General features: G+C 66.5%; 19 protein-coding genes. 12 read left to right on the forward strand and 7 right to left on the reverse strand.

Annotated elements, in window-relative coordinates; translation table 11 throughout:
- Nucleotides 1-8 precede the first annotated feature (8 nt).
- Entirely contained in the window at nt 9-1175 is a 1167-nt protein-coding gene (locus LQ955_RS17610) for an alpha/beta hydrolase family protein (protein ID WP_231025780.1), read from the forward strand.
- 16 nt (nt 1176-1191) lie between these two features.
- On the opposite strand, the gene LQ955_RS17615 is transcribed toward LQ955_RS17610, so the two are convergent.
- The gene (locus LQ955_RS17615; RefSeq protein WP_231025781.1) at nt 1192-1857 is read right to left on the reverse strand and encodes a hypothetical protein; all 666 of its coding nucleotides are present in this window, start codon (nt 1855-1857) and stop codon (nt 1192-1194) included.
- A complete protein-coding gene (locus LQ955_RS17620; protein WP_231025782.1) occupies nt 1854-3296 on the reverse strand; it encodes an MFS transporter in 1443 nt (480 codons plus the stop codon). The genes LQ955_RS17615 and LQ955_RS17620 overlap by 4 nt, the downstream gene beginning before the upstream one ends.
- Nucleotides 3297-3518: 222 nt before the next feature.
- Here LQ955_RS17620 and LQ955_RS17625 point away from each other — a divergent pair, with 222 nt between their 5' ends.
- Both LQ955_RS17625 and LQ955_RS17630 read left to right on the forward strand, forming a co-directional pair.
- On the forward strand, nt 3519-4418 hold the full coding sequence (locus tag LQ955_RS17625) for a LysR family transcriptional regulator (RefSeq protein ID WP_231025783.1): 900 nt from the start codon (nt 3519-3521) through the stop codon (nt 4416-4418).
- A gap of 107 nt (nt 4419-4525) precedes the next feature.
- Complete coding sequence (locus tag LQ955_RS17630) at nt 4526-5365, forward strand: isocitrate lyase/PEP mutase family protein (protein WP_231025784.1); 840 nt, start codon at nt 4526-4528, stop codon at nt 5363-5365.
- 1 nt (nt 5366) lies between these two features.
- On the opposite strand, the gene LQ955_RS17635 is transcribed toward LQ955_RS17630, so the two are convergent.
- Complete coding sequence (locus LQ955_RS17635) at nt 5367-6365, reverse strand: Gfo/Idh/MocA family protein (protein WP_231025785.1); 999 nt, start codon at nt 6363-6365, stop codon at nt 5367-5369.
- 109 nt (nt 6366-6474) lie between these two features.
- Here LQ955_RS17635 and LQ955_RS17640 point away from each other — a divergent pair, with 109 nt between their 5' ends.
- A complete protein-coding gene (locus tag LQ955_RS17640; RefSeq protein ID WP_231025786.1) occupies nt 6475-7125 on the forward strand; it encodes a dihydrofolate reductase family protein in 651 nt (216 codons plus the stop codon).
- Nucleotides 7126-7282: 157 nt separating this feature from the next.
- Here the strand turns inward: LQ955_RS17640 and pgi are convergent, their stop codons facing one another.
- The 3 genes from pgi to LQ955_RS17655 form a co-directional block, all read right to left on the reverse strand.
- Entirely contained in the window at nt 7283-9013 is a 1731-nt protein-coding gene (pgi, locus tag LQ955_RS17645; protein ID WP_231025787.1) for a glucose-6-phosphate isomerase, read from the reverse strand.
- A gap of 100 nt (nt 9014-9113) precedes the next feature.
- Nucleotides 9114-10565 carry an ABC transporter permease gene (locus tag LQ955_RS17650; protein ID WP_231028186.1) on the reverse strand — a complete coding sequence of 484 codons (1452 nt, stop codon included), beginning with the start codon at nt 10563-10565 and terminating at the stop codon, nt 9114-9116.
- A 2-nt stretch (nt 10566-10567) separates the two neighbouring features.
- Nucleotides 10568-11314: an ABC transporter ATP-binding protein gene (locus LQ955_RS17655; protein ID WP_231025788.1), complete on the reverse strand. Its 747-nt coding sequence runs from the start codon at nt 11312-11314 to the stop codon at nt 10568-10570.
- A gap of 288 nt (nt 11315-11602) precedes the next feature.
- On the opposite strand from LQ955_RS17655, the gene LQ955_RS17660 reads away from it, so the two are divergent.
- The 4 genes from LQ955_RS17660 to LQ955_RS17675 all read left to right on the forward strand — a co-directional run bounded on the left by LQ955_RS17660 (nt 11603) and on the right by LQ955_RS17675 (nt 15085).
- A complete protein-coding gene (locus LQ955_RS17660; protein ID WP_231025789.1) occupies nt 11603-12196 on the forward strand; it encodes a toxin-antitoxin system HicB family antitoxin in 594 nt (197 codons plus the stop codon).
- 40 nt (nt 12197-12236) lie between these two features.
- Complete coding sequence (locus LQ955_RS17665; RefSeq protein WP_231025790.1) at nt 12237-13091, forward strand: DUF4097 family beta strand repeat-containing protein; 855 nt, start codon at nt 12237-12239, stop codon at nt 13089-13091.
- Between the two features lie 186 nt (nt 13092-13277).
- Nucleotides 13278-14240 (forward strand): ATP-binding cassette domain-containing protein, encoded by a 963-nt coding sequence (locus LQ955_RS17670; protein WP_231025791.1) that lies wholly within the window; start codon nt 13278-13280, stop codon nt 14238-14240.
- Nucleotides 14237-15085, forward strand: coding sequence for an ABC transporter permease (locus LQ955_RS17675; RefSeq protein ID WP_231025792.1), 849 nt, complete (start codon nt 14237-14239; stop codon nt 15083-15085). Before LQ955_RS17670 ends, LQ955_RS17675 begins: the two co-directional genes overlap by 4 nt.
- Nucleotides 15086-15219: 134 nt before the next feature.
- Here LQ955_RS17675 and LQ955_RS17680 read toward each other — a convergent pair whose 3' ends face one another.
- Nucleotides 15220-16956: an AMP-binding protein gene (locus LQ955_RS17680; protein WP_231025793.1), complete on the reverse strand. Its 1737-nt coding sequence runs from the start codon at nt 16954-16956 to the stop codon at nt 15220-15222.
- 135 nt (nt 16957-17091) lie between these two features.
- Between LQ955_RS17680 and LQ955_RS17685 the strand changes: the two genes are divergently transcribed.
- The 4 genes from LQ955_RS17685 to LQ955_RS17700 all read left to right on the forward strand — a co-directional run bounded on the left by LQ955_RS17685 (nt 17092) and on the right by LQ955_RS17700 (nt 22520).
- Nucleotides 17092-18528 carry a flavin monoamine oxidase family protein gene (locus tag LQ955_RS17685; protein WP_231025794.1) on the forward strand — a complete coding sequence of 479 codons (1437 nt, stop codon included), beginning with the start codon at nt 17092-17094 and terminating at the stop codon, nt 18526-18528.
- Complete coding sequence (locus tag LQ955_RS17690; protein ID WP_231025795.1) at nt 18525-19904, forward strand: NAD-dependent succinate-semialdehyde dehydrogenase; 1380 nt, start codon at nt 18525-18527, stop codon at nt 19902-19904. Before LQ955_RS17685 ends, LQ955_RS17690 begins: the two co-directional genes overlap by 4 nt.
- A gap of 50 nt (nt 19905-19954) precedes the next feature.
- Nucleotides 19955-21484, forward strand: a complete 1530-nt coding sequence (locus LQ955_RS17695; protein ID WP_231025796.1) for an NAD(P)/FAD-dependent oxidoreductase — start codon at nt 19955-19957, stop codon at nt 21482-21484.
- A 115-nt stretch (nt 21485-21599) separates the two neighbouring features.
- Nucleotides 21600-22520 carry an IclR family transcriptional regulator gene (locus LQ955_RS17700; RefSeq protein WP_231025797.1) on the forward strand — a complete coding sequence of 307 codons (921 nt, stop codon included), beginning with the start codon at nt 21600-21602 and terminating at the stop codon, nt 22518-22520.
- The last annotated feature ends 64 nt before the right edge of the window (nt 22521-22584 follow it).

Here is a 22584-nt window from a genome sequence, read left to right on the forward strand (position 1 = left end):
GGCAATCGATGTTCGAATATTTTCCCGGAAACTACGTCTGGAATCTCTCCGTCGTCGCCACTCTCAACAATGGCGGATTCATCGATGAGGTCGACCGCGCGTGCAAACCGGTGCTGCAGGCCTCGCAGAATGGCGATGACGCGGGCACCGAGGAACTCTATGCGTCGTGGGAGGCGGTGGCTAACCGGCTCACTGATTCCGCTCGAGCCGATGAGTCCGACGGGCGAGCGATCGCCGCCGCCGACAAATACTATCGGGCCAGCCTCTACACCTCTCAGGCGGAACGGCTGCAATCGCCGCAGTGGCCGGGGCGGAATGCCGCGTACCAGAAGTCGATCGATCTGCTCTTGAAGCACGTCGAGCTCAGTGGCAAGAACCTGCGACCTGTCGAGATACCGTTCGAAGGGGCCTCGTTTCCTGCGTACTTCGTTGCGGCCGAAGCGCTCGACGGCCAGCCGGCTCCCGTCATCATCCAATGGAACGGGCTCGATTCGACCAAAGAGATGATGTATTACTCCGGGTTCTCTGCAGAACTCGCTCGGCGCGGCATTTCGACGCTGATGGTCGACACGCCCGGCACGGGCGAGGCGCTTCGACTGCGGGGTCTCACCTCACGCTTCGATACCGAGGTGTGGGCGGCCGCCTGCATCGATGTTCTCGAGACGATGCCCGAGGTCGACCCCGACCAGATCGGTATCGTCGGGTGGTCGCTCGGGGGATACTACGCGCCCCGAGCGGCCGCCTTCGAAAAGCGTCTGAAGCTGGTCGTCGCATGGGGTGCCAACCACGATTGGGGGGAGGTTCAGCGCGGGCGACTCAATCGAGAGGGCGAGAATCCCGTTCCGCACTATTGGGATCACGTGCGCTGGGTGTGGGGCGCCGACTCGATGGCTGAATTTCTGGCGATCGCCGACGAGGTATCGCTTGACGGTGTCGTGGAGAAGATAACCGTTCCGTTTCTCATCACGCACGGAGCCAACGACCGTCAGATCAACGTGAAGTATGCCCAGCGCAGTTACGACCAGGCCGTGAACTCACCGGAACGCGCGCTGCGCATCTTCGCCGATCCCGAAGGGGGAACGGAACACATCAGCATCGACAACATGCCTGTGGTCTCGGCGTACATCGCCGACTGGATCGCCGACACCTTTCGTGCTCAGCGCCACCCGTTATGACGCGCCCACGAGGCGTCTAGCCTCCGAGCTCAGCCGTCGAAAGGCGCTTCGCGGGAGTGAGCGCGATCTCCTTCATATAGGCGTTGATGCTTTCCAGTCGCACGCGCTGGGGGTCCCCGTAGTAGTCTTTCTGGCCCTCGGACATGAACGACGAAAAGTCGTTCTGCTCAGTCGTGAATGCCCAGGTGAAGACATTCGACAAACGATCGGCGACCGCGAAAAGCAAAGCGAACCGGTATTTCTCGCGAACGGCGGCGACTTCTCGCCACACCTCGAGAAACTCGTTCCAGTCGCCTTGGATGCTGTAGCGGCGCATGATCGTCATCTTCGACAGCGTCTCGTCGTCGGCTGTCGGCAGATGCTCAGCGACCACCGCCGTAACCTCGACACCCGAAGCGTGAGGTGCGAGTCGTTCGCTCAGTGTCGAAAGGGTGATCGCTGCTGCGGCCGGGTCTGCCACGCGCCACAGGCTGGTGTGGATGCGGCGCGCACCCGTGTCACTGGCCCGATTCTCGTTGAGGTTGTACACGAGGCCGGTGCCGGTTTCGAGATAGGCGTCGAGCAGTTCGGCTCCGTCAGCGACGTGCGAGGCGGCATCCTGACCCCAGGACTCACCGAACTGCTCTTCGTGGCCTGGCCGCACCGAGATGTTGCGGAGCAGCAACAGATCATTTGCCGTCACTGGCCGACCTTGCTGGTGGTTGTCGGGCCGTGAGCCTCGGCCCGGTTCTCGAGTATTTCTTCTTGCACTTCGGCGATCGCCTCGATCACCTCGCCGCGCTGATCCATCGGCTTCACCTTACGAATGAAGAGAGTGACGACCAGGGCCAGCAGCGCGGTAGCGCCGATGTAGGCGAGTACCGTCGCCCAGGCCGAGTAGGTGGGCGCTGTCGTTCCGGGCACGACCGACGAGGCCAGCAGAATGCCGACAACTGTCGTGCCGACGGCGCTGAAGAGCGTGCGCGCTACCTGGTAGACGATGCCGATGGCCTCACCGGTGTTCTGGGGTGGCACGACCTCGACGATGAGGTTAGGCAGACCGACGAGAATAAGCGACGTACCGACCCCGGTGAAGATCGTCGCGATCACGGCCAGCGGCAGGTTGTGCACCGCGACAAGGAACCCGGCGAAGCCGATGAGCGCGACGATGATGCCGATAGCGAGCGTGATCTTGGCGCCGTATTTCGCGGCCACCTTCCCGCCGATCGGCGAGAGAATGAATCCGATGATTCCGGTGACCAGCCCATAAAGGCCTGCGACGGTGGGGGTCAGCCCCAAGCCCACCGGCATGCTCGTCTTTCCCTGCATGAGGATCGGGTTCAGCAGCGCTCCAGCTCCGAACACGCCGAGCCCTATGAAGGCGGTGGTCACAAGCACGAGCGTGAGTGCTCGTTGCTTGAAGAGGCGCAGGTTGAACATCGGGTTCTTGATGCGCAACTCCCACACGATCCAGAAGGCGATCAGCGCCAGGCCGATGACGATCAGAACAATGGCGAACGGTGTCATGCCCGACCGGGACGAGTTGAACGCGAAGAGTATGGCAGCGACCGCCGGAGCGAGCACGACGGCGCCGACGATATCGAATCGAGTGCGTTCGAACGGCGTGACGATCGACCGGGGCAGACCGGTCGCGGCAGCAAGTGCGCACAACGCGAGTACTCCAGAAGCGAGAAACATCACGCGCCAGTCGCCGAGGTCGAGCAGCACTCCCGCCACCAGGGCGCCGACAGAGCCGGCGATGGATGCTGTGCCCGTCGTGATTGCGATCAACACGGGCACGCGGGGAGCAGGGACGACTTCGCGGGCGATGCCCACCAGCAACGGAAAGAGCGCGGCGCTGGTACCCTGCAGCGCACGACCGATCAGAATGCCTTCGAAGTTTCCGAAGACCACGCTGATCACCGAGCCCGCGGCAGAGATCGCCATCATGATGATGAGAATCTTTTTTCGCCCGTAGATGTCGCCGAGCCGCCCAGAGATCGCGGCCGTTGCTGCGCCCACGAGGAGAAAAACGGTGATCACCCAAGAGATAGTGGCGGTGTCGATATTGAAGACCCCCATGAGGGTCGGAATCGCGGTGTACACCATCACCTGTTCGAAGATGCCGGTGGCTTCGATCAAGATGAAAATGGCGACAATAACCGCGTAGGGCCTGACTTTCACGGGTGGTAAAAGGGCAGAGGCAGACATCGTTATCTTCCTGTTCAGTTGGGTGCGGGGCGTGCCGAGGGCCGTGAGATTGGTTCACCTCGGTGCAGTATTCAGACACTAGAGGTCGGGCATAGGCGAAGTCCACGACCGAATTGCGCGGGTATTGCGCTGAAATAGGTCATGATTTGAATCATGGATGTTCGACACCTTCGTCATTTCTTGGCCGTTGCTGAGACTCTCAACTACACCCGTGCGGCCGAGAATCTCGTGATGGCCGCCTCGCCTTTGAGTCGCAGCATCCAGCAGCTCGAACTCGAGATCGGTGGAACGCTGTTCGCCAGAGGAACCCGCAAAGTCGAGCTCACCCCGCTCGGCATTGCACTCGTTCCCTATGCCGAGAAGACGCTGGCCGACTTAGACGCACTTCGTCGCGAAATGACCCGAAGGCTGCAGGGTCACCGCGAGTTCGATGTCGGATTACGATCGCTGCCGCTCGAGTTGACGAATGCGTTCATCGCCGATGTGGTCAAGGCGGTCGAGCCCGAAGCGGTGGTGCGCTTGCATCCGCTCGAGTCCTACGCTCAGATGGAGCGCATCCTGAATGGGCGATTGGCGTTCGGCCTGGTGAACAGACGAGTGGATGATCGTCGGCTGGAGTATTGGGAGCTCTTGCGGGAGACGCCCGCGATCGCCCTGCCCGACATCCCGAGGTTCAGCGAGCTGACGGAGGTCACACCCCACGATCTGGTCGGGATCCGGTTGCTCATGCAGCCGGGGGCCGGATCGTTCAGCCCAGAGACGCAATTGTTCGCCGATGCGGCGGCCGAACTCGTACCCGTCGAGGCGGAGATCGTGGGAGGTCTCTCCGCGATGATCTCTGCCGGAGACTCCTGTTGCCTGACGTTGGCGAACCCCTCATCCCCCTGGCACAAGTACCTCTCCGGCGACGGCGTGGTCATACGTCCACTCGCCGGCGTTCCGGCAAAGGCGTCGACCTATCTGACGTGGCGCACCGACCGAGACGTTGAGGCCGACTTGACCCCCGTCATCGAGGCTGCGCGAGAGTACTTTGCCGAGCCGTGGGAGTTCTAGTCGCCGATTGCGACTCTGATTGCACTAATGACGGGCCGAATGTGTCGTAGACGAGCGTCGAACATGCCGTTAGCGTCGTAATCGAATTCCGCGAAAGGAACGCCGCAATGGTGCGCACACTTCAAGACGTTATCGCCAGCAACTCTCCCCTGATCGTTCCCTCGATCTACGACGGCATCTCTGCGCTTCTCGTGCGCGAACTCGAGTTCGACGCAGCGTACATCGGCAGCTACGCCACGGGTGCGACGAAGTACGCAGTGCCGGATATCGGGTACATCGGGCTCGAAGACATGGCTGACCAAGTGCGCCGACTCGCCCCGATAGCCGGTGTTCCGGTGATCGTCGATGGCGAGGGGGGCTGGGGTAATCCGCTGCACGTCGCCCGCTCGATCCGCGTTCTCGAGCGTGCCGGTGCCGCCGCTACCCACATCGAAGATCATGAGTTCGGCAAACACCTGAGCCGGAATTCACGCATTCTGCCCGTGGGCCAGACGGTCGACAAACTCAAGGCGGCGCTCGATGCCAGGGAGTCGGAGTCGTTCATGATCATCGCGCGCAGCGATTCACCGGGAACGGAGGGCCCGACCGCGGCGGTCGACCGCCTTCTGGCCTACCAGGAGGCCGGCGCCGATGGCCTCTTCGTCGCGGGGTTCCTCGACGAAGATTCTCACCGCCGGCTGAGGGCCGAGAGCACCGTGCCGATCTTCCAGCCCGACTTTCCGCAGCACAGCGCCGCCGACCACGCCGCGCAAAGTGCAGACGTGGTGATTTACTACGGCGTCACTCACATTGCAGCCAAAGCCGGCATGAAGAACGCGCTCGAGACGCTGAAGCGCGAATCGTCGACGATCGCCATCGAACGTGAGCTCAGTGTGGGCGGATTCGACGAATTCCTCGGCATTGAGGATGCTCGCGTTCGCGCCCGCGCGTACGACCTCATCGATTGACTCACTCCGAGGGGTATCGAAGCCCGATCTCAGCTCGAATGCGGTCGAGGGTGCGCATCACCCCGAGAGTGTCGGCCCACGGAACGACGTCGCTCTCGGTGCGACCGCGCTCGAGCTGTTCGTGCACGTGCAGCACCTCGTAGCGGAGGCCCGCGCCGACGATCGGTGTCTCAAGACGCCGAGTGTCGAGAACGCCCATCTCATCCGTCGTGTGAACAACCGTGACCGAGGTCGGTGCGTGGTGGGGGAGCGGCAGCTGAATGAATCCGTTCGTTCCGTAGATCGTCGCGGTGTTGTCGAGCAGTGTCGTCATCGATGATCGCACCGTGGCCAGACCTCGGTCGAAGGCGAGCACCGCCGCCGTGTCGAGGTCGATGCCACCGCTGCCGAAGACGGTGGTCGCGGTGAGAGTGCGGGGCTCTCCGAGAAGCCATCGCGAAAGCTGCACCGGGTAGAAGCCCATGTCGAGCAGTGTTCCACCGCCGGCGTCGAGGTCGTGCATCCGGTTGGGGATGCCCGGAGTCTGCGGCACGGCGAAGCCGAAGTTGGCATCGAGCCCGACGACGTCGCCGATCTCGCCGGCATCGACGAGCGCTCGCAGTGTTTGATAAGCCGGAAGAAAGCGCGACCAGATGGCTTCCATCACGAAGACGCCTCGTGCCTGCGCGGCATCGACGATGTCGCGAGCTTCTCGTTCGTTGAGGGCGAAGGGCTTCTCGAGCAGAACATGTTTGCCTGCGTGGATGTACCGCAGAGCAGCCGCGCGGTGTGCGGTATGGGGGGAAGCCACGTAGACGATGTCGATTTCGCTGTCGTCTGCCAGCTGTTTGCCTGACGCGTATCGCTGAGGGATGCCGAACTCGTCGCCGAAGCGAGCGGCGGATTCGGCGGTTCGGGAGGCGACCGCGGCCAACTCGGCGTCGGGTACCTCTGCGAGGGCGGCGGCGAACTGGTGTGCGATCGATCCTGTCGCTGAGATGCCCCACCGTACGCGTGTCATTCCGAAGAGCGTATACCCGTTCGGTTTTGGTGTCGCACCATTTTGCGCCTTGCCACCCGCGGCGGCGGCTGTAGGGTTTTGTGAAGCGGGCCAGCAGCGAGGAGTGACGATGTCGTCAGTACGGGTACACAATTTCTCTATTTCTCTCGACGGCTACGGCACCGGCGAGGGGCAGAGCATCGACGCGCCGTTCGGGCACGCCGGAATGCGCCTGAACGAGTGGGCGTTCGGCACTCGCACCTTTCGTGACATGCTCGCTCCCGGCGAAGGCGGCGGCTCGTACGGGGTCGACGAGGCGTTCGCCAGCAACTGGGCCGAGGGCATCGGCGTCGAGATCATGGGCCGCAACAAGTTCAGCCCGTACCGCGGGCCGATGGATGAGGCGTGGCAGGGCTGGTGGGGCGAGAACCCACCCTTTCACACGCCGGTCATCGTTCTGACGCACCACCCGCGGCCGCCGCTCGAACTCGGGGGCGGCAACACCTTCTTCTTCGTGGATGCGGATGCACCGACGGCACTTGCGCAGGCGCGCGAACTCGCGGGCGACCTCGACATCAGAATCGGCGGCGGGGTCGACACCGTGCGCCAGTTTCTCGCAGCCGACCTCATCGACCGCATGCACCTCGTGGTGGTTCCGATCGTGCTCGGGCGCGGGGAGAATCTGTGGCAGGGGCTTGAAGGCATTGAAGCGCGCTTCGACATCGAGTCGACGCCGTCGCCCAGCGGTGTCACGCATCTCACCTTCACCCGCCGCGCCTGAGTCGCGCGGGCATCCTGCGCCGCGAGGGCGACTCTTCCGGACGAGATGAGCCGCCGGGGCGGCCGCTCTCGTCCGGAAGAGTCGCTTTCGCGATGAGGCGGGGCGGAGGCGGGGCGGGGGCGGGGCGGGGGCGGGGAGGGAGGGTGCGAGCGGCGGGCTACGCGCCGCGCAGGGCGAGGTAGGCGGCGATGAGGGACTTGGTGGACGCGTCTTGTGAGGCGAGGGCATCCGCATCGCCCGCCACCGCGGGGGTGACCTGCAGGGCGAGCTGCTTGCCGAGCTCGACGCCCCACTGGTCGAACGAGTCGATGCCCCAGATGGTTCCCTCGGTGAACACGATGTGCTCGTAGAGGGCGATGAGCTGGCCCACGACGCTCGGCGTGAGCGCGGGCGCGAGGATGCTCGTGGTGGGCTTGTTGCCGGTGAACACCCGAGCGGGTACGACTGCTTCGGCGGTACCCTCGGCGCGCACCTCGTCGGCGGTCTTGCCGAACGCGAGGGCCTTGGTTTGGGCGAAGAAGTTCGCCATGAAGAGGTCGTGCACGTCTTGCCCGGGCTTCACGGCGTGCCCGTCGCCCGTGTTGTCTTTCAGCGGATGCGCGGGGTTCGCCACGGCGATGAAGTCCGCTGGAATGAGCCGCGTGCCCTGGTGGATGAGCTGGTAGAAGGCGTGCTGGCCGTTCGTGCCCGGCTCGCCCCAGAAGATCTCGCCGGTGTCGCTGGTGACGGGGGAGCCGTCCCAGCGAACGCTCTTGCCGTTCGACTCCATGGTGAGCTGCTGCAGATAGGCCGGAAAACGGTGCAGGTACTGCGCATACGGCAGCACCGCGTGGCTCTGAGCGCCGAGAAAGTTGGTGTACCACACGTTCAACAGCCCCATCAGCACGGGCACGTTCCGCTCGAGGGGGGTGGTGCGCATGTGCTCGTCGATGGCGTGAAAGCCCGCGAGAAAGTCGCGCCAGTTGTCGGGGCCGATGGCGATGACCACCGAGGTGCCGATGGCCGAGTCGACCGAGTAGCGGCCGCCCACCCAGTCCCAGAAGCCGAAAGCATTCTCGGGATCGATGCCGAACGCTGCCACCTTGTCGAGCGCGGTCGACACGGCGACGAAGTGCTTCGCCACGGCGTTCGTGCGATCATCCTCGCTGTCGGAGATGGCGCCGGATGCGCCAAGCCGCTCCCAGAGCCACTGCCGAGCCAGGCGGGCGTTCGTGAGGGTCTCGAGGGTGCCGAAGGTCTTCGACGCCACAATGAAGAGCGTGGTCTCGGGGTCGAGATCGGCCGTCTTCTCGTAGATGTCGCTCGGGTCGATGTTCGAGACGAAACGGCACTGGATGCCCGCCTGCACATACGGCTTCAAAGCCTCGTAGACCATGACGGGCCCGAGATCCGACCCACCGATGCCGATGTTGACGACCGTCTCGATGCGTTTGCCCGTGACGCCGACCCATTCGCCCGACCGCACCTTCTCGGCGAAGGTGAATACCTTGTCGAGGGTTTTGTGTACCTGGGCGTCGATGTCTTCGCCGTCGACAACGAACCCGAGCGGCGGCACCAGCCCTTCGCCGTCTTTCGGGCGGCGGAGGGCGGTGTGCAGAACGGCGCGGTCTTCGGTGACGTTGATGTGTTCGCCCGCGATCATCGCCTCGTACCGGCCGGCGACGTCGGCGTCTTTCGCGAGCTGAAGGAGCAGGCCCAGAACCTCTTCGGTCAGCAGCGACTTCGACAGGTCGACCGTGAGATCGGCGGCCTGAAAGGTGTACGTCGAGGCGCGCGAGGCGTCGGCGTCGAACCAGCCGCGCAGGTCGGGCTCGAAGTGGTCGGCGATGCCGGCCAACTGCTTCCAGGCGTCGGTTGAGGTGGAATCGAGAGGAACGGATTCGGTCATGAAACTCTCCTTGACGCCGGCGCGGTGGTGGCCGTTCCCACCTTATTACCTGACCGGCCCCTTACACGGGCCCTTGTACCTGAGCCACGTATTCGACGGGTCAGTCGAAGCTCCGCAACGCCTCGGCGGGGGCAATCCTGCTGGCTCGCCTGCCGGGCAGAACCGACACCAGCACCGAGAAGAGCAGCGTTGCGCCGAGAATGATCACAACGAACCAGGGCGAGATGACCGGCGGCATGAATCCCCGAACACCGAACGTGGCATTGGCGCCCACGAAACCGTAGAGAACACCGAGCAACAGACCCAGCACTGCGCCGATGCTCGACACGATGAGACTCTCGGCCACGATCATCCGCCTCGCCTGCCGTGCCGTCAGGCCCACCGAGCGCAGCACCGCGATCTCGCGACGGCGTTGGATGACCGACAGGGTGAGCGTGCTGGCGAGCCCGATGGCGGCGACGAGCACCGAGAACGAGGTGAGAATGTAGACCACGGTGAGCATCGCGGTGATGCCCTGCGACACCTGCTGCAGTTCTGCGGCGTCGCCGAAGTAGTCGCGCAACTGGGTGATGTACATGTCGCCCGCCACCGTGAACATGGTGATCAGCGTGATGCCGATCACCACGGCGACGATGCTGCGCGCGGTGCGCATCGCATCCAGCCGCAGGTTCGCGCCTGCCAGAACGAGTTCGCCGCGGCCTGTTGCGCCGCGGCCTCCCTCGTTTCGGCCCCCCTCGCCTCGCGCGGCAGTCCGGGTGATGAGCCCGGCGGCGACGACAATGAGCGGCGCTGTGAAGGCCGGTGCGCCGAGAACGATGCCGAGAATCGACAGGGTGCCGCCCGGAAAGGCGACCACCAGACCGATCGGAGAGGCGAGACCCGCGATCAGGCCCAGCGCGAGAAAGACGAGCCCCGCAACGAAGAGGGCGATTCCCCAGCGGCGCCGGCGGCGCGTGACCTCGGTCGGCTGTCGCCTGCTTTCGGCCACGCTGTGGGTGGCCTCGACGGGCGAGACGCTCGCGACGCGCTTGGCGCCGGCCGCCGCAGCGAGCGTCGAGACCACGAGACAGACGACAGCGGGAACAACGAAGACCTGCCCGGCCGGAACGAAGACGAGGTGCGCATCTGTGCTCGCGTTCAGTATGGCGATCGCGGCCAGCGCAAGCGCGACTCCGGCGGCCACGCCCACCACGCCCCCCGCTATGCCGACGGCGAGTCCGTCGATTCGGGATGCCCGGCGAACCTGGCGCGAGGTGGCGCCGACCAGGCGCAGCAGCGCAATGTCGCGGATGCGCCCTGCGTACACGGCCTGGAACGTGCCCGAGATCACGATGGCAGCGGTGAGCACGGCGATTCCGAGAAAGGCCGCGCCGACCGAGGTGAGTGCGACCCGCACCACGCCGTCGTCGTCGAGTCCCGTGTTCTGCAGTGCGCGCACGAAGACCTCGATCGATTCGAGCAGGAGAACGGCGAACGCAGCGACCACGGCGACCACGGCGACGCTCGCCGCATAGCGGCCCGCCGATACGCGCAGCTCTCGCAGCGCCCACATTCTCACGAGGCGCCGCCCACCGTGCGCCGGGCGATCTGTTCGGTGGTTCCGCCGGCCCAGTCGTCAACAATCACGCCGTCGTTCATGAGCACCACGCGGTGTGCATAACTGGCGGCGCCGGGGTCGTGGGTGATGAGCACCACGGTCTGCCCATACTCGGTCGGGGCCGAGCGCAACAGGCTGAGAACCTCACTGCTCGACACGCTGTCGAGCGCGCCCGTCGGTTCGTCGGCGAAGATCACGGCAGGGCGCGTCGCCAGCGCTCGGGCGATCGCCACCCGCTGTTGCTGCCCGCCCGAGAGCTGCTGCGGGCGGTGGTCGACCCGGTCGCCGAGGCCGAGTCGCTCGACCACGAGGTCGATCCAGTGCGTCGTTTCGGCGTCGATGCGCGAACCGGCCAGCAGAAACGGCAAGCGGATGTTCTCGATGGCCGAAAGCGCGGGCAACAGGTTGAACGACTGAAACACGAATCCCATCCGTTCGCGTCGCAGAATGGTGAGCTGTTCATCTGGCAGCCCGGTGATCTGCTGCTCGCCGAGCCACACGCGCCCAGCGGTGGGAACGTCGAGCCCGGCCAGCATCTGCAGCAGGGTCGACTTGCCCGAACCCGACGGCCCCATGATCGCGGTCACCTGGCCCTCGGCTATCTCGAGGTCGACCTGCCGCAGCGCGTGCACCGGCGAAGCGTCGTCGCCGAACGTCTTGGTCAGGCCTCGAGCGGTCACAGCGGCACGGGAAACTGATGTCATGCCTGCCACTGTATGAAGTGGCTGGCGGTAGCGGATCGTGCTGCAGAACACCCTTTGCGCCCGCTCATCGGCACGCCATCGTCCCCCGGTGCTACTTTCTTCGTGCCACTGCCCTCGTCGAGCTACGAGTTTGTGCGGGTGGCGCGCCTGCTCACCCGCACAAACTCGTAGCTCGAATGAAGGCGGAGTCGACGATGGGGTCGGCGCGCGTGCGGATGCGCGGACCGGGATCGATCGCCGCGAAATTCGCGCTTGACTATGACACCGCAGTGGTGTCATAGTGGTGTCATGGAATTGGAACGATACGTCGCCGAGCTTCGTCAGCAGTTGGCCTCCGCCGCCGCCAGCGGGGGAGAGGCCACTCGGGCGCTCGCCGAGCAGCTCAGTTTTTCGCTCGATGCGGCAACGCGGCTGGTGTTGCTCGAAGCGCTCAGTGAAGCAGCGGGCGAGATTACGCGCGAGATCGCCCCGGGATCGGTCGAAGTGCGGCTGCGCGGGCGCGATCCGGAGTTCGCGGTATCGGTGGCCAGTCAGCCTGTGTTCGCCGAACGTTCGGCGGGTGTGTCGAATGCAACGTCACCGGATGCCGCATTCGGGGTGGCGACACCACTTGTGACACCACGCGATGTCGAACCCGCTCTCGAGGCGTCGCAGCCCGACGGGATCGGGGCAGACCTGAGAGACGACGTTTCGACGTCGCGCACCACGCTGCGACTGCCCGACCAGCTGAAGGGGCGAGTCGAAAAGGCTGCCGCCCACGAAGGGCTCTCGCTCAACACCTGGCTGGTGCGGGCGATCGCCGATGCGCTCGAGCCGAAGGCGCGCCGCGGCGCTCAAAAAGAGAGCCGATCGAACAACTCCTTCACCGGCTGGGCTCGCTGACCGGGCCCTCCCCTCCGACTACGCACGAAAGAAGATGCTCATGATCGTCTACGACACACCCCGCCCCATCGACGTCTCTGTGACCCTCGGGGTCGGCGACATCGAACTCACCGCCTCCGACCGCATCGACACTCTGGTCGAGGTGGCACCCAGCCGCCCCGGCCGGGCCGGCGACATCTCGCTCGCGAAGGAGGCGACCGTGCGCTTCGACGGCGGCCGCCTGACCGTCGTCGTTCCGAAGCGGCTCAATCTATTCGGGCCCGGCGACTCCGTCGATGTGCGTATCGAGCTGCCGAGCGGGTCGACCGCCACGCTCGTCTGCGCGTACGGCGGCGTGCGAACGCGCGGCAGGCTCGGCGACAGCGACATCACCGCCTCGTACGGTCGCGTGCAGGTCGCGAGCACAGGGTCGCTGCGGCTCAAGGCACCCTATGGCGAGGTCGAGATCAACGAGGTCGCGGGTGACCTCGACCTGACGGCCGGGCACGCGCGGCTGCAGATCGCACGCATCGTCGGCCGGGCGAACATCCGCGGGTCGCACGGTGACATCGAGCTGGGTACTGTCGGCGGCGATGTGGATGCTCGCACCTCGGGTGCGGTGACCATCGGATGCCCGGGGGGCAACGTCTCGATTCGAACCGCCTATGGCGCCCTGCGCATCCGCGAGGTCGGCACGGGAACGGTGCGGCTCGAGAACGGCTACGCCGGCATCGAGGTTGGGGTGCCGACCGGTACCGCCGCCTGGATCGATGCCGCCTCGAAGCAGGGCATCGTGCGCAACGAGCTCACCAGCGAGAACGGCCCCGAGGGTGCCGAACGCACCGTCGAGCTGAGGTTGCGGGCGAACTACGGCGACATTCTCATCCACCGTGCGGAGCCGGCCCGGGTGAGCTGACCCGCGCCGCGCCGCGCCGCGCTCTGCGACACCCGCGCCTTACCCGGGCGCAACAATCCATCGCGTGCCCGACCGGGCGCGACGATCTACCGCGCCCCAACCAGGGCGTCGCTCTACCGCGCCCAACCGGGGCGTCGCTCCACCGCGCCCAATCGCGCGCGACGATCCACGAAGAAGGGAACAGCAATGACCACGGCCATCCAGACCCGCGCCCTGCGCAAGAGCTTCGGGTCGCAGACCGTGCTCGACGGAATCGATCTCGACGTAGAAGAAGGCAGCGTCTTCGCCCTGCTCGGCCCGAACGGGGCCGGCAAGACGACCGCGGTGCACATCCTCTCGACGTTGCTGCCGCCCGATGCGGGCACGGCAACCGTCGGCGGACGAGACGTGACAACCGACGCCGACGCCGTTCGCGGGCTCATCGGGCTCACCGGACAGTTCGCCGCCGTCGACGGCCTGCTCACCGGCGAAGAGAACCTCATGCTCATGGCCCGGCTGCGCCACCTCGGCGCCACGGCGGCCAAGCACCGCGTGGCCGAGCTGCTCGACCAGTTCGACCTGACCGACGCCGCGCGCAAGCCGCTCGCCACCTACTCCGGAGGCATGCGCCGCCGCCTCGACCTCGCCATGACGCTCGTCGGCGACCCCCGGGTGATCTTTCTCGACGAGCCCACCACCGGCCTCGATCCGCGCTCGCGGCAGACCATGTGGAACATCGTGCGCGACCTCGTAGCGCGCGGCGTGACCATCTTTCTCACCACCCAGTACCTCGACGAGGCCGACGAGCTCGCTTCACGCATCGCGGTGCTCGACGGCGGGCGCATCGTGGCGACCGGCACACCCGACGAGCTCAAGCGCCGCATCCCCGGTGGCCACGTGCTGCTCGCCTTCGAGACTCCGGATGCCCTGACCTCCGCCGCGCGCCTGCTGAACCTTTCGGCGAACGACGATGAAGCCCAGCGCGCCGAACTCGAGCTGAGAGTGCCCATCACGAACGACGAGGTCGGAACGGTACGCCGCGTACTCGCCCTGCTCGACGGCGGCGGGGTGCCGCTCGAGGGGCTCTCCATCCATACGCCCGACCTCGACGACGTGTTCTTCGCCCTCACCGGCCAACCCGCTACGACGCTCACAACGGAGGCATCATGACCACTCTCACGAGCACAGGCACTGTGCGAAACACCGTCGCCGACTCGACCACCATGCTGCGCCGCAATCTGCTGCACATGGTGCGGTACCCCGGGCTCACGGGGTTCGTGATCGGTATTCCGGTCATCCTTCTGCTGATGTTCGTGTACGTCTTCGGCGGCACGCTGGGGGCAGGCCTGTCGCCTGACGTCATCGGTGTCAGTGCGGCCGGCGGCGGAGGTGGCGGAGGCGGAGCCGTGCAGCAGTACCTCGCGTATGTGCTGCCGGGCATCCTGTTCATCGGCATCGCGGGCATCGCCAATGGTGCGTCGATCGGCGTCGCCATGGACATGACCGAGGGCATCGTCGCCCGGTTTCGCTCCATGGCCATCTCGCGCACGGCCGTGCTGACCGGGCACGTGCTCGGCAACACGATTCAGGGCCTGCTGGTGTCGGTGATTCTCATCGGCGCGGCACTGCTGATGGGATTGCGCCCGACCGCGAGCCCGCTGGGCTGGCTGGGTATCGCGGCGATTGTGGCGCTGGTCAGTTTCGCGGTGTCGTGGCTGGGAGTGGCGCTCGGGGTCTCGGCCAAGACGGTCGAATCGGCGAGCAATACGCCCATGGTGCTGTTGTTGCTGGTCTTTCTCGGCAGCGGGTTCGTGCCTGCGAGTTCGATGCCCGGCTGGCTGCAGGGTTTCGCTCAGTACCAGCCGTTCACGACCTTCATCGAGACGGTGCGGGCACTGATGTTCGGCGCCGACCCGGGGCTGAATCTGTGGCTCGCACTGGGCTGGGCCGTGCTGCTCGGGGTAGTCGGCTACGTCTGGGCGCGAACGATGTACGTGCGCAGGTCGGTGCGCTGAGCGCTCCCCTCGCCACCGTCGCCGTCTCATGGCGGGCAACGCCGGCGACTTTGCGAAAAGGCCCCCAAGAAGTGTCGTTTAGGGCCTTTTGCGCAAAGTCGAATACCTCCGCGTGGCGCGGGAGCGAATCCCGCTCAGTGCCGCCACTCCGTGCTGATCGCTTCGCCGCGGTCGAAGGCCGCTTGCTCGCGCTCGCGCAACTCCACCCGGCGGATCTTGCCCGAGATGGTTTTCGGCAGCTCGAAGAACTCGATGCGGCGTACCCGCTCGAACGACGAGAGCTGGGCGTGCGAGTGCGCGAAGATGACCTCGGCCGTCGCAGCGTCGGGCGCCCAGCCCTCGGCAAGGGCGACGTAGGCCTTCACGACGCTGTGCCGCGTCGCATCCGGAGCCGGCACGACGGCAGACTCTGCAACGGCGGGATGCTGCAGCAGCACACTCTCGACCTCGAAGGGTGAGATCTTGAAGTCGGACGACTTGAAGATGTCGTCGGTGCGGCCGACGAACGTGATCGTGCCGTCGTCGGCGAGCACCGCGACGTCGCCGGTGTGAAAGTACCCGCCTGCCCGCGAGGCGGCCGTTCGTTCGTCGTCGTTCAGGTAGCCCGACATGAGATTCGCGGGCTCGACGCTGAGATCGAGGCAGATCTCGCCCGTCGCGGCAGGCGCCCCGGTGAGCGGGTCGACGATCGCGATGGCGACGCCGGGAAGCGCCCGGCCCATGGCACCCGGCACGACCTCGCCGCCGGGCGGGTTGGCGATGAGCGCGGTGGTCTCGGTCTGTCCGTAGCCGTCGCGGATGGTCAGCCCCCACGCCTCTTCGACGGCGGCGATGACGCCGGGGTTCAGCGGCTCGCCGGCCGAGAGGGCCTCGTGCAGTGCCCGCGGTTTTGTGCCGAGATCACTCTGGATGAGCATCCGCCACACCGTGGGCGGCGCGCAGAAGGTCGTCACCCGGTGCTGGTCGAGTCGCTCACGCAGGGCGACCGGATCGAAGCGGCCGTAGTTGTAGATGAACACCGTCGCCTCGGCGTTGAACGGTGCGAAAAAGCAGCTCCAGGCGTGTTTTCCCCAGCCCGGCGAACTGATGGCGAGGTGCACATCATTCGGGCCGATGCCCAGCCAATACAGGGTCGAAAGGTGGCCGACGGGGTAGGAGGCCTGGGTGTGCACGACCATTTTGGGCTTCGAGGTGGTGCCCGAGGTGAAGTAGATGAGGCTCGGGTCGGAGGTATCGACGGTGACCGAAGGCGCGATGCCGAGGCCCTCGAGCGAGTCGTCGTAGTCGAGCCAGCCGTCGGGGAGTGCGGTCTTGCGAGTGCCGTCGCCGGCGCCCGGACGGCCGACGCTGACGCTCGGACGGCCGTCGTTCGCTCCGACGACGATGCGCTCGAAGTCGCCCTCGACGCCCGTGAATCGGTCGATCACCGAGACGTCGGCGATCACGTGGCTCACACCCCCGCGCACCAGTCGGTCGTCGAGATCGGCCGGCGAGAGCAGGGTGGTGGTCGGCAGGATGACCGCTCCCAGCTTCATGATGGCCAGCATCGACTCCCACAGCTCGACCCGGTTGCCGAGCATCAGCATCACGTGGTCACCCTGCTGCACCCCGACGCTGTCGAGCCACGCTGCGACCTCGTCGCTGCGCCAGCGCAACTGGTCATAGCTGACCTTCGTCTCGCTGCCGTCTTCTTCGACGATGTGCAGGGCGAGGCGTTCGTTGCCGACGGCGATGGCATCGAACCAGTCGATAGCCCAGTTGAAGTGCGGCCCGACGTCTGGCCACTCGAAGGCCGCAGTGGCGGCTGCCGCAGCAGTGCGGTGCTCGAGCAGGGTATTTCGGGCGGCCCGGAAGGTCTCGGTCGCGTTCATTCCCTCAGTCTGGCGCACCGTGGCTGGGAAAAAAGCCGAGGCGTGGAGCCGGTGCTATCGAAAAGCTCCGTATTGATGGCAGAATGTAAGCGAATCCGTCGCCGTGATGGCGCAGAAGCTACGAAATGAGTTGTCATGCAGCGATTACACCGTGACGTCGTGATTGTCGGCGCGGGAGCGACGGGGCTGACCGCCGCCGTGCAGTTGCAGCAAGCAGGGCTTTCGGTTGTGGTGCTCGAAGCGCGCGACCGGGTCGGCGGTCGTGTCTGGACCAACGCTATCGACGGGCAGATGTACGAGATCGGCGGCCAGTGGGTCTCGCCCGACCAGACGGCGCTGCTCGAGACCCTCGACGAACTCGGACTCGGTACCTACTCGCGTTTTCGTGACGGCGAGAGCGTGTACGTCGGGCCCGACGGCGTGGCGAAGCGGTTCACGGGCGACATCTTTCCGGCAAGCCCGCACTCCAGGGCCGAGATCGAGCGACTGATCGGTCTGCTCGACGAACTCGTCGCCGAGATCGATCCGGCGGCGCCGTGGCAGCACCCCCGGGCATCCGAGTTCGACCACATCTCGTTCGCGGGCTGGCTCGAGCAGCACAGCGACGACGACGAGGCGCGCAAGAACGTCGCTCTCTTCATCGCCGACGCCATGCTCACGAAGCCGGCGCACTCGTTCTCACTGCTGCAGGCGCTGCTGATGGCCGCCAGTGCCGGCAGCTTCAGCCACCTCGTCGATGCGGACTTCATTCTCGATAAACGTGTCATCGGCGGCCTGCAACAGGTGCCGCTGAAGCTGGCCGAACAGCTGCCGCCCGACGATCTGCGGCTCGGGCAGGCGGTGCGGGGCATCCGCTGGTCGTCGGCCGCGCTCGCCGATGACGCGCTCGCCGCAGAGGGAGGTGACGCTGGGCCGGTGGAGGTGTACACCGATGATCTGACCGTCGTCGCGCGCCGGGTGATCGTGGCCGTGCCGCCGAACCTGTACAACCGCATCGAGTACACACCGAACCTGCCGCGCCTTCGCCAGCAGTTGCAGCAGCACCAGTCGCTCGGTCTGGTGATCAAGGTGCACGCCAGCTACGAGACACCGTTCTGGCGCGAAGACGGGCTTTCGGGCACCGCGTTCAGCCCGTACCAGGTGGTGCATGAGGCCTACGACAATTCCAACTACGGCGAGACCCGCGGCACGCTCGTCGGGTTCGTCTCCGACGAGAAGGCCGACGCGGTGTTCCGGATGCCCGTGGCCGAGCGCAGGCAGAGCATCCTGAACTCGCTCGCCGCCTACTACGGGCCGCGCGCGCTCGACCCGGTCGTCTACTACGAGAGCGACTGGGCCGCAGAGGAGTGGACGCAGGGCGCCTACGCCGCGAGCTTCGATCTCGGCGGGCTCACCCGCTACGGGGCGCTGCAGCTCGAGCCCGTGGGGCCGCTGCGCTTCGGTTCGAGCGACCTCGCCGCCGAAGGCTACCAGCACGTCGACGGGGCTATCCGCGTGGGGCGCCGCCTCGCCGCTGAGACCATCACCAGCCTTGAGTCAAGCGCATCCACTGCCGAAGGAGACACCGAATGAGCCACTACGCCGTCATCAATCCCGCCACGGGCGAGACTGTCGCCGAATACCCGACCATCACCGATGAGGCGCTGCAGCAGGCCATCACCTCGGCCTCCGCCGCCTACGAGAGCTGGTCGCGAAAGGTCGCTGTCGGCGACCGTGCCGCGCTGATCGCCCGCGTGGCGGCGCTGCACACCGAACGCCGCCTGCAGCTGGCCGAGATCGTGGTGCGTGAGGTCGGCAAGCCGCTCGACCAGGCGCTGGGCGAAGTCGACTTCGCAGCGGCGATCTACCAGTACTACGCCGACAACGGCGCGGACTTTCTGGCCGACGAGCCGATCGAGCTCTCTGACGGCGATGGTTCGGCGTTCATCCGTCGCGGCGGTCTCGGCGTGCTGCTGGGCATCATGCCCTGGAACTTTCCGTACTACCAGGTGGCGCGCTTCGCCGGGCCGAACATCGTGGCTGGCAACACCATTCTGCTGAAGCACGCGCCGCAGTGCCCCGAGTCGGCCGCGGCCATCGCGCAGATCTTCGACGACGCCGAATCCGAGCTCGGCGCGCACGACTCGGTGTACGTGAACATCTACGCCAGCAACGAGCAGATCGCCACCGTCATCGCGGATGCCCGTGTGCAGGGTGTCTCGGTGACGGGCTCCGAGCGGGCCGGGGCCGCCGTGGCCGCGCTCGCGGGCAAGCACCTCAAGAAGGTCGTGCTCGAGCTGGGCGGGTCGGATCCGTTCATTCTGCTCTCGACCGACGACCTCGACACCGCCGTGCAAGACGCGGTGAACGCGCGGCTCGACAACAACGGCCAGTCGTGCAACGCCGCGAAACGGTTCATCGTCATCGACTCGCTGTACGACGAGTTCGCGGCGAAGTTCACGTCGCTGTTCACCGCTGCGCAGCCGACCGACCCGATGGCGGAGGGCACGCTGCTCGGCCCGCTCTCTTCAGCCGCAGCGACCGATCGGCTCGAGGAGCAGCTCGGGCGGGCCGTGTCGCAGGGTGCGACAGTGCTGGCGTCGGGAACCCCCTCGGGTAACTTCTTTCCGCCCGCGGTGCTCGCCGACGTCACCCCGCAGATGGATGCCTATCGCGAGGAGTTCTTCGGCCCGGTTGCGGCTCTGTACCGCGTGCCCTCGGAGGAGGCAGCCGTTGCCCTCGCCAACGACACTCCGTTCGGGCTCGGCTCGTACGTCTACACCACCGACCCCGAACAGGCGCTGCGGGTGGCCGACGGCATCGACGCGGGCATGGTGTGGATCAACCTCGTGCTCGGCGACGCCGCAGAACTGCCGTTCGGCGGTGTGAAGCGCTCGGGTTCGGGCCGCGAGATGGGCCGGTTCGCCATGGAGGAATTCGTGAACAAGAAGCTCATTCGTATCGCCTGATCCGGGCATCCGCTCGCCCCGGGCGGCCGCGTCACCCAACGGAGAACCCGATGAGACCCACCCACGACGCTGCGGCACACGACACCGTCTTCGAGCGGCAGCGCCCCGCTGCGGCAGCTGTTGAGCAGGCGCTGGCGGGAGCCCGGCGCAGCGCGTTCTGGCTCGACGACATCGCGCTCTCGCGCACCCGCTTCGAGGCGCTGCGGCACACGATCGACGCCGACCTCGTGATCGTCGGCGGCGGGTACACCGGGCTCTGGTCGGCACTCCGAGCGCTCGAACGGCAACCGGATGCCCGTGTGGTCGTGCTCGAAGCGGGCCGTGTCGGCTGGGCGGCGTCGGGCCGTAACGGCGGATTCTGCGAGGCCAGCATCACTCACGGCGACGAGAACGGCGAGAACCGCTGGCCAGACGAGATGCAAACCCTGCGGCGCCTCGGCGACGAGAACCTCGATGCCATCGAACAGACGGTGGCCCGGTACGGCATGAAGTGCGACTTCGAACGCACCGGAACGCTGACCGTGGCAATCGAGCCGCACCAGGTCGACTGGGTGCAGGGTGACGGTTTTCTCGACGAGGCGGCCGTGCGGGCGGAGGTCGCGTCGCCGACCTACCTCGCCGGGTCGTGGAACATGCGGTCGACGGCCCTCGTGCATCCGGCGAAACTCGTGACCGAGCTCGCTCGTGTGGTCACCGAGCGGGGCGGGCAGATCTTCGAGGGCTCGCGCGTGGTCGGCCTCGGCGGCGCCGGTCGACGTGCCGGACAGTCGGCCGCGGGTGCGTGGGATCCCGCGGGTGCGTCGGGTACCGCGGGTGCGTCGGCTGCGTCGGCTGCGTCGGGTGCCTCGCCCGGCAGCGTCACCGTGCGAACCGCGAGCGGCGGCACCGTTCGCGCCGCGCGCGCCGTTCTCGCGACCAACGTCTTTCCGTCGTTGCTGAAGCGCAACCGCGGCATGACCGTGCCTGTCTACGACTACGCGCTGATGACCGAGCCGCTCAGCGACCACCAGCTCGCCTCGATCGGCTGGTCGAATCGGCAGGGAATCGCCGATCTGGCGAACCAGTTCCACTACTACCGGCTGAGCGCCGACAACCGTATTCTGTTCGGCGGCTACGACGCGGTCTACCATTTCGGCAGCAAGGTCCGGCCCTCGTACGAAGAACGGGCTTCGAGCTATTCGACCCTCGCGAGTCACTTTCTCACCACGTTTCCGCAGCTGACGGGCATCCGGTTCGCCAACGCCTGGGCGGGGCCGATCGACACCTCGACGCGGTTCTGCGCCTTTTTCGGCACCGCACGCGGTGGCAGCGTCGCCTACGCGGCCGGATTCACGGGTCTCGGTGTCGGAGCGAGCCGGTTCGCGGCCGACGTGGTGCTCGACCTGCTCTCGGGTCAGCCGACGGAACGCACCGAGTTGCGCATGGTGCGTGAGCGGCCGCTGCCCTTTCCGCCCGAACCGGCCGCCTCGATCGGCATCAACCTGACCCGCTGGTCGCTCGACCGGGCCGACCACCGGGCCGGCAAGCGAAACCTGCTGCTGCGCTCGCTCGATGCCGTGGGGCTGGGGTTCGATTCGTGAGCGCGGGCCCCCGCAAAACAGCGGAGATTTCGCGAGCGTAAGCCGTATACGGGCCCACGGTGTCGGATTCTCCGCTGTTTTGACGGAGGCCTGCCCCGCCGCGTTAGCATGTGCCGTGGCCAACGAACACGACAGCCGCTCGGTCGCGAGCAAGCTCTTCGCGATTCTCGACGCCTTCGACGCGCCGCAGCCCACGGGTGGTGGGGCCTCGTGTGCGGCGCCCCGCGTGGCCGCCGCACACGCATCGGCCGCCGCACACGCGTCGGCCACCTCGCGCGCGGCGGCCAGCGCGCGACCGTCGACAGCAGCGGACCCAGCCGCGACCCCGCCGCGGGCCGCCCCCGCCCCCGCCCCCGCCGCCACCCTCACCCTGACCGCCATCGCCGAGCGCGCCCGCCTGCCGCTCTCCACCGCTCACCGCCTCGTCGCCGAGTGGGTCGCCTGGGGCGGCCTCGTGCGCGACGACGACGGCCGTTACTCGCTCGGCCTGCGCCTCTGGGAGCTCGGCGTGCAGACCCCGCCGGCCCGCGACCTGCGCGCGACCGCGCTGCCCTACCTCGAAGACCTCTTCGAGGCCACCCACGAACACGTTCACCTCGCCATACTCGACGGTCGCGACGCCCTCTACCTCGAAAAGCTCACGGGCCACGACGCGGTACCCGTCATCTCGCGGGTCGGTGCCCGCCTGCCGTTGCATTCGACTGGTGTCGGCCTCGTTCTGCTGGCATACGCCCCCGCCGACGTCATCAACGGGTACCTGGATGCCCCGCTCGCCGGCTTTCTGCCGAACACTGTCACCTCGGCAGAGCAGCTGCGCCGCCGCCTCGCCGAGGTGCGGGCGACCGGAATCGCCCAGATGCGCGACGAGATGACCCCCGGCTCGTCGTCGACCGCGGCACCCGTGCGCGACCGCACCGGTGCTGTCGTCGGCGCCGTCTCCGTGGTGATCCGCACCACCGACTCGTCGCCTCACCAGAACGAGGCCGTCGTTCGCCTCGCCGCGCGCGGCATCAGTCGCGCCCTCGGCTTCCGCTGAGTGGAAGCAAGCCCCACGGCGGCGGGCACGCAGGAGAAGATGACGATCATCCTGTCACCGTCGC

It is taken from the genome of Subtercola endophyticus (assembly GCF_021044565.1).
GTDB classification, from domain to species: domain Bacteria; phylum Actinomycetota; class Actinomycetes; order Actinomycetales; family Microbacteriaceae; genus Subtercola; species Subtercola endophyticus.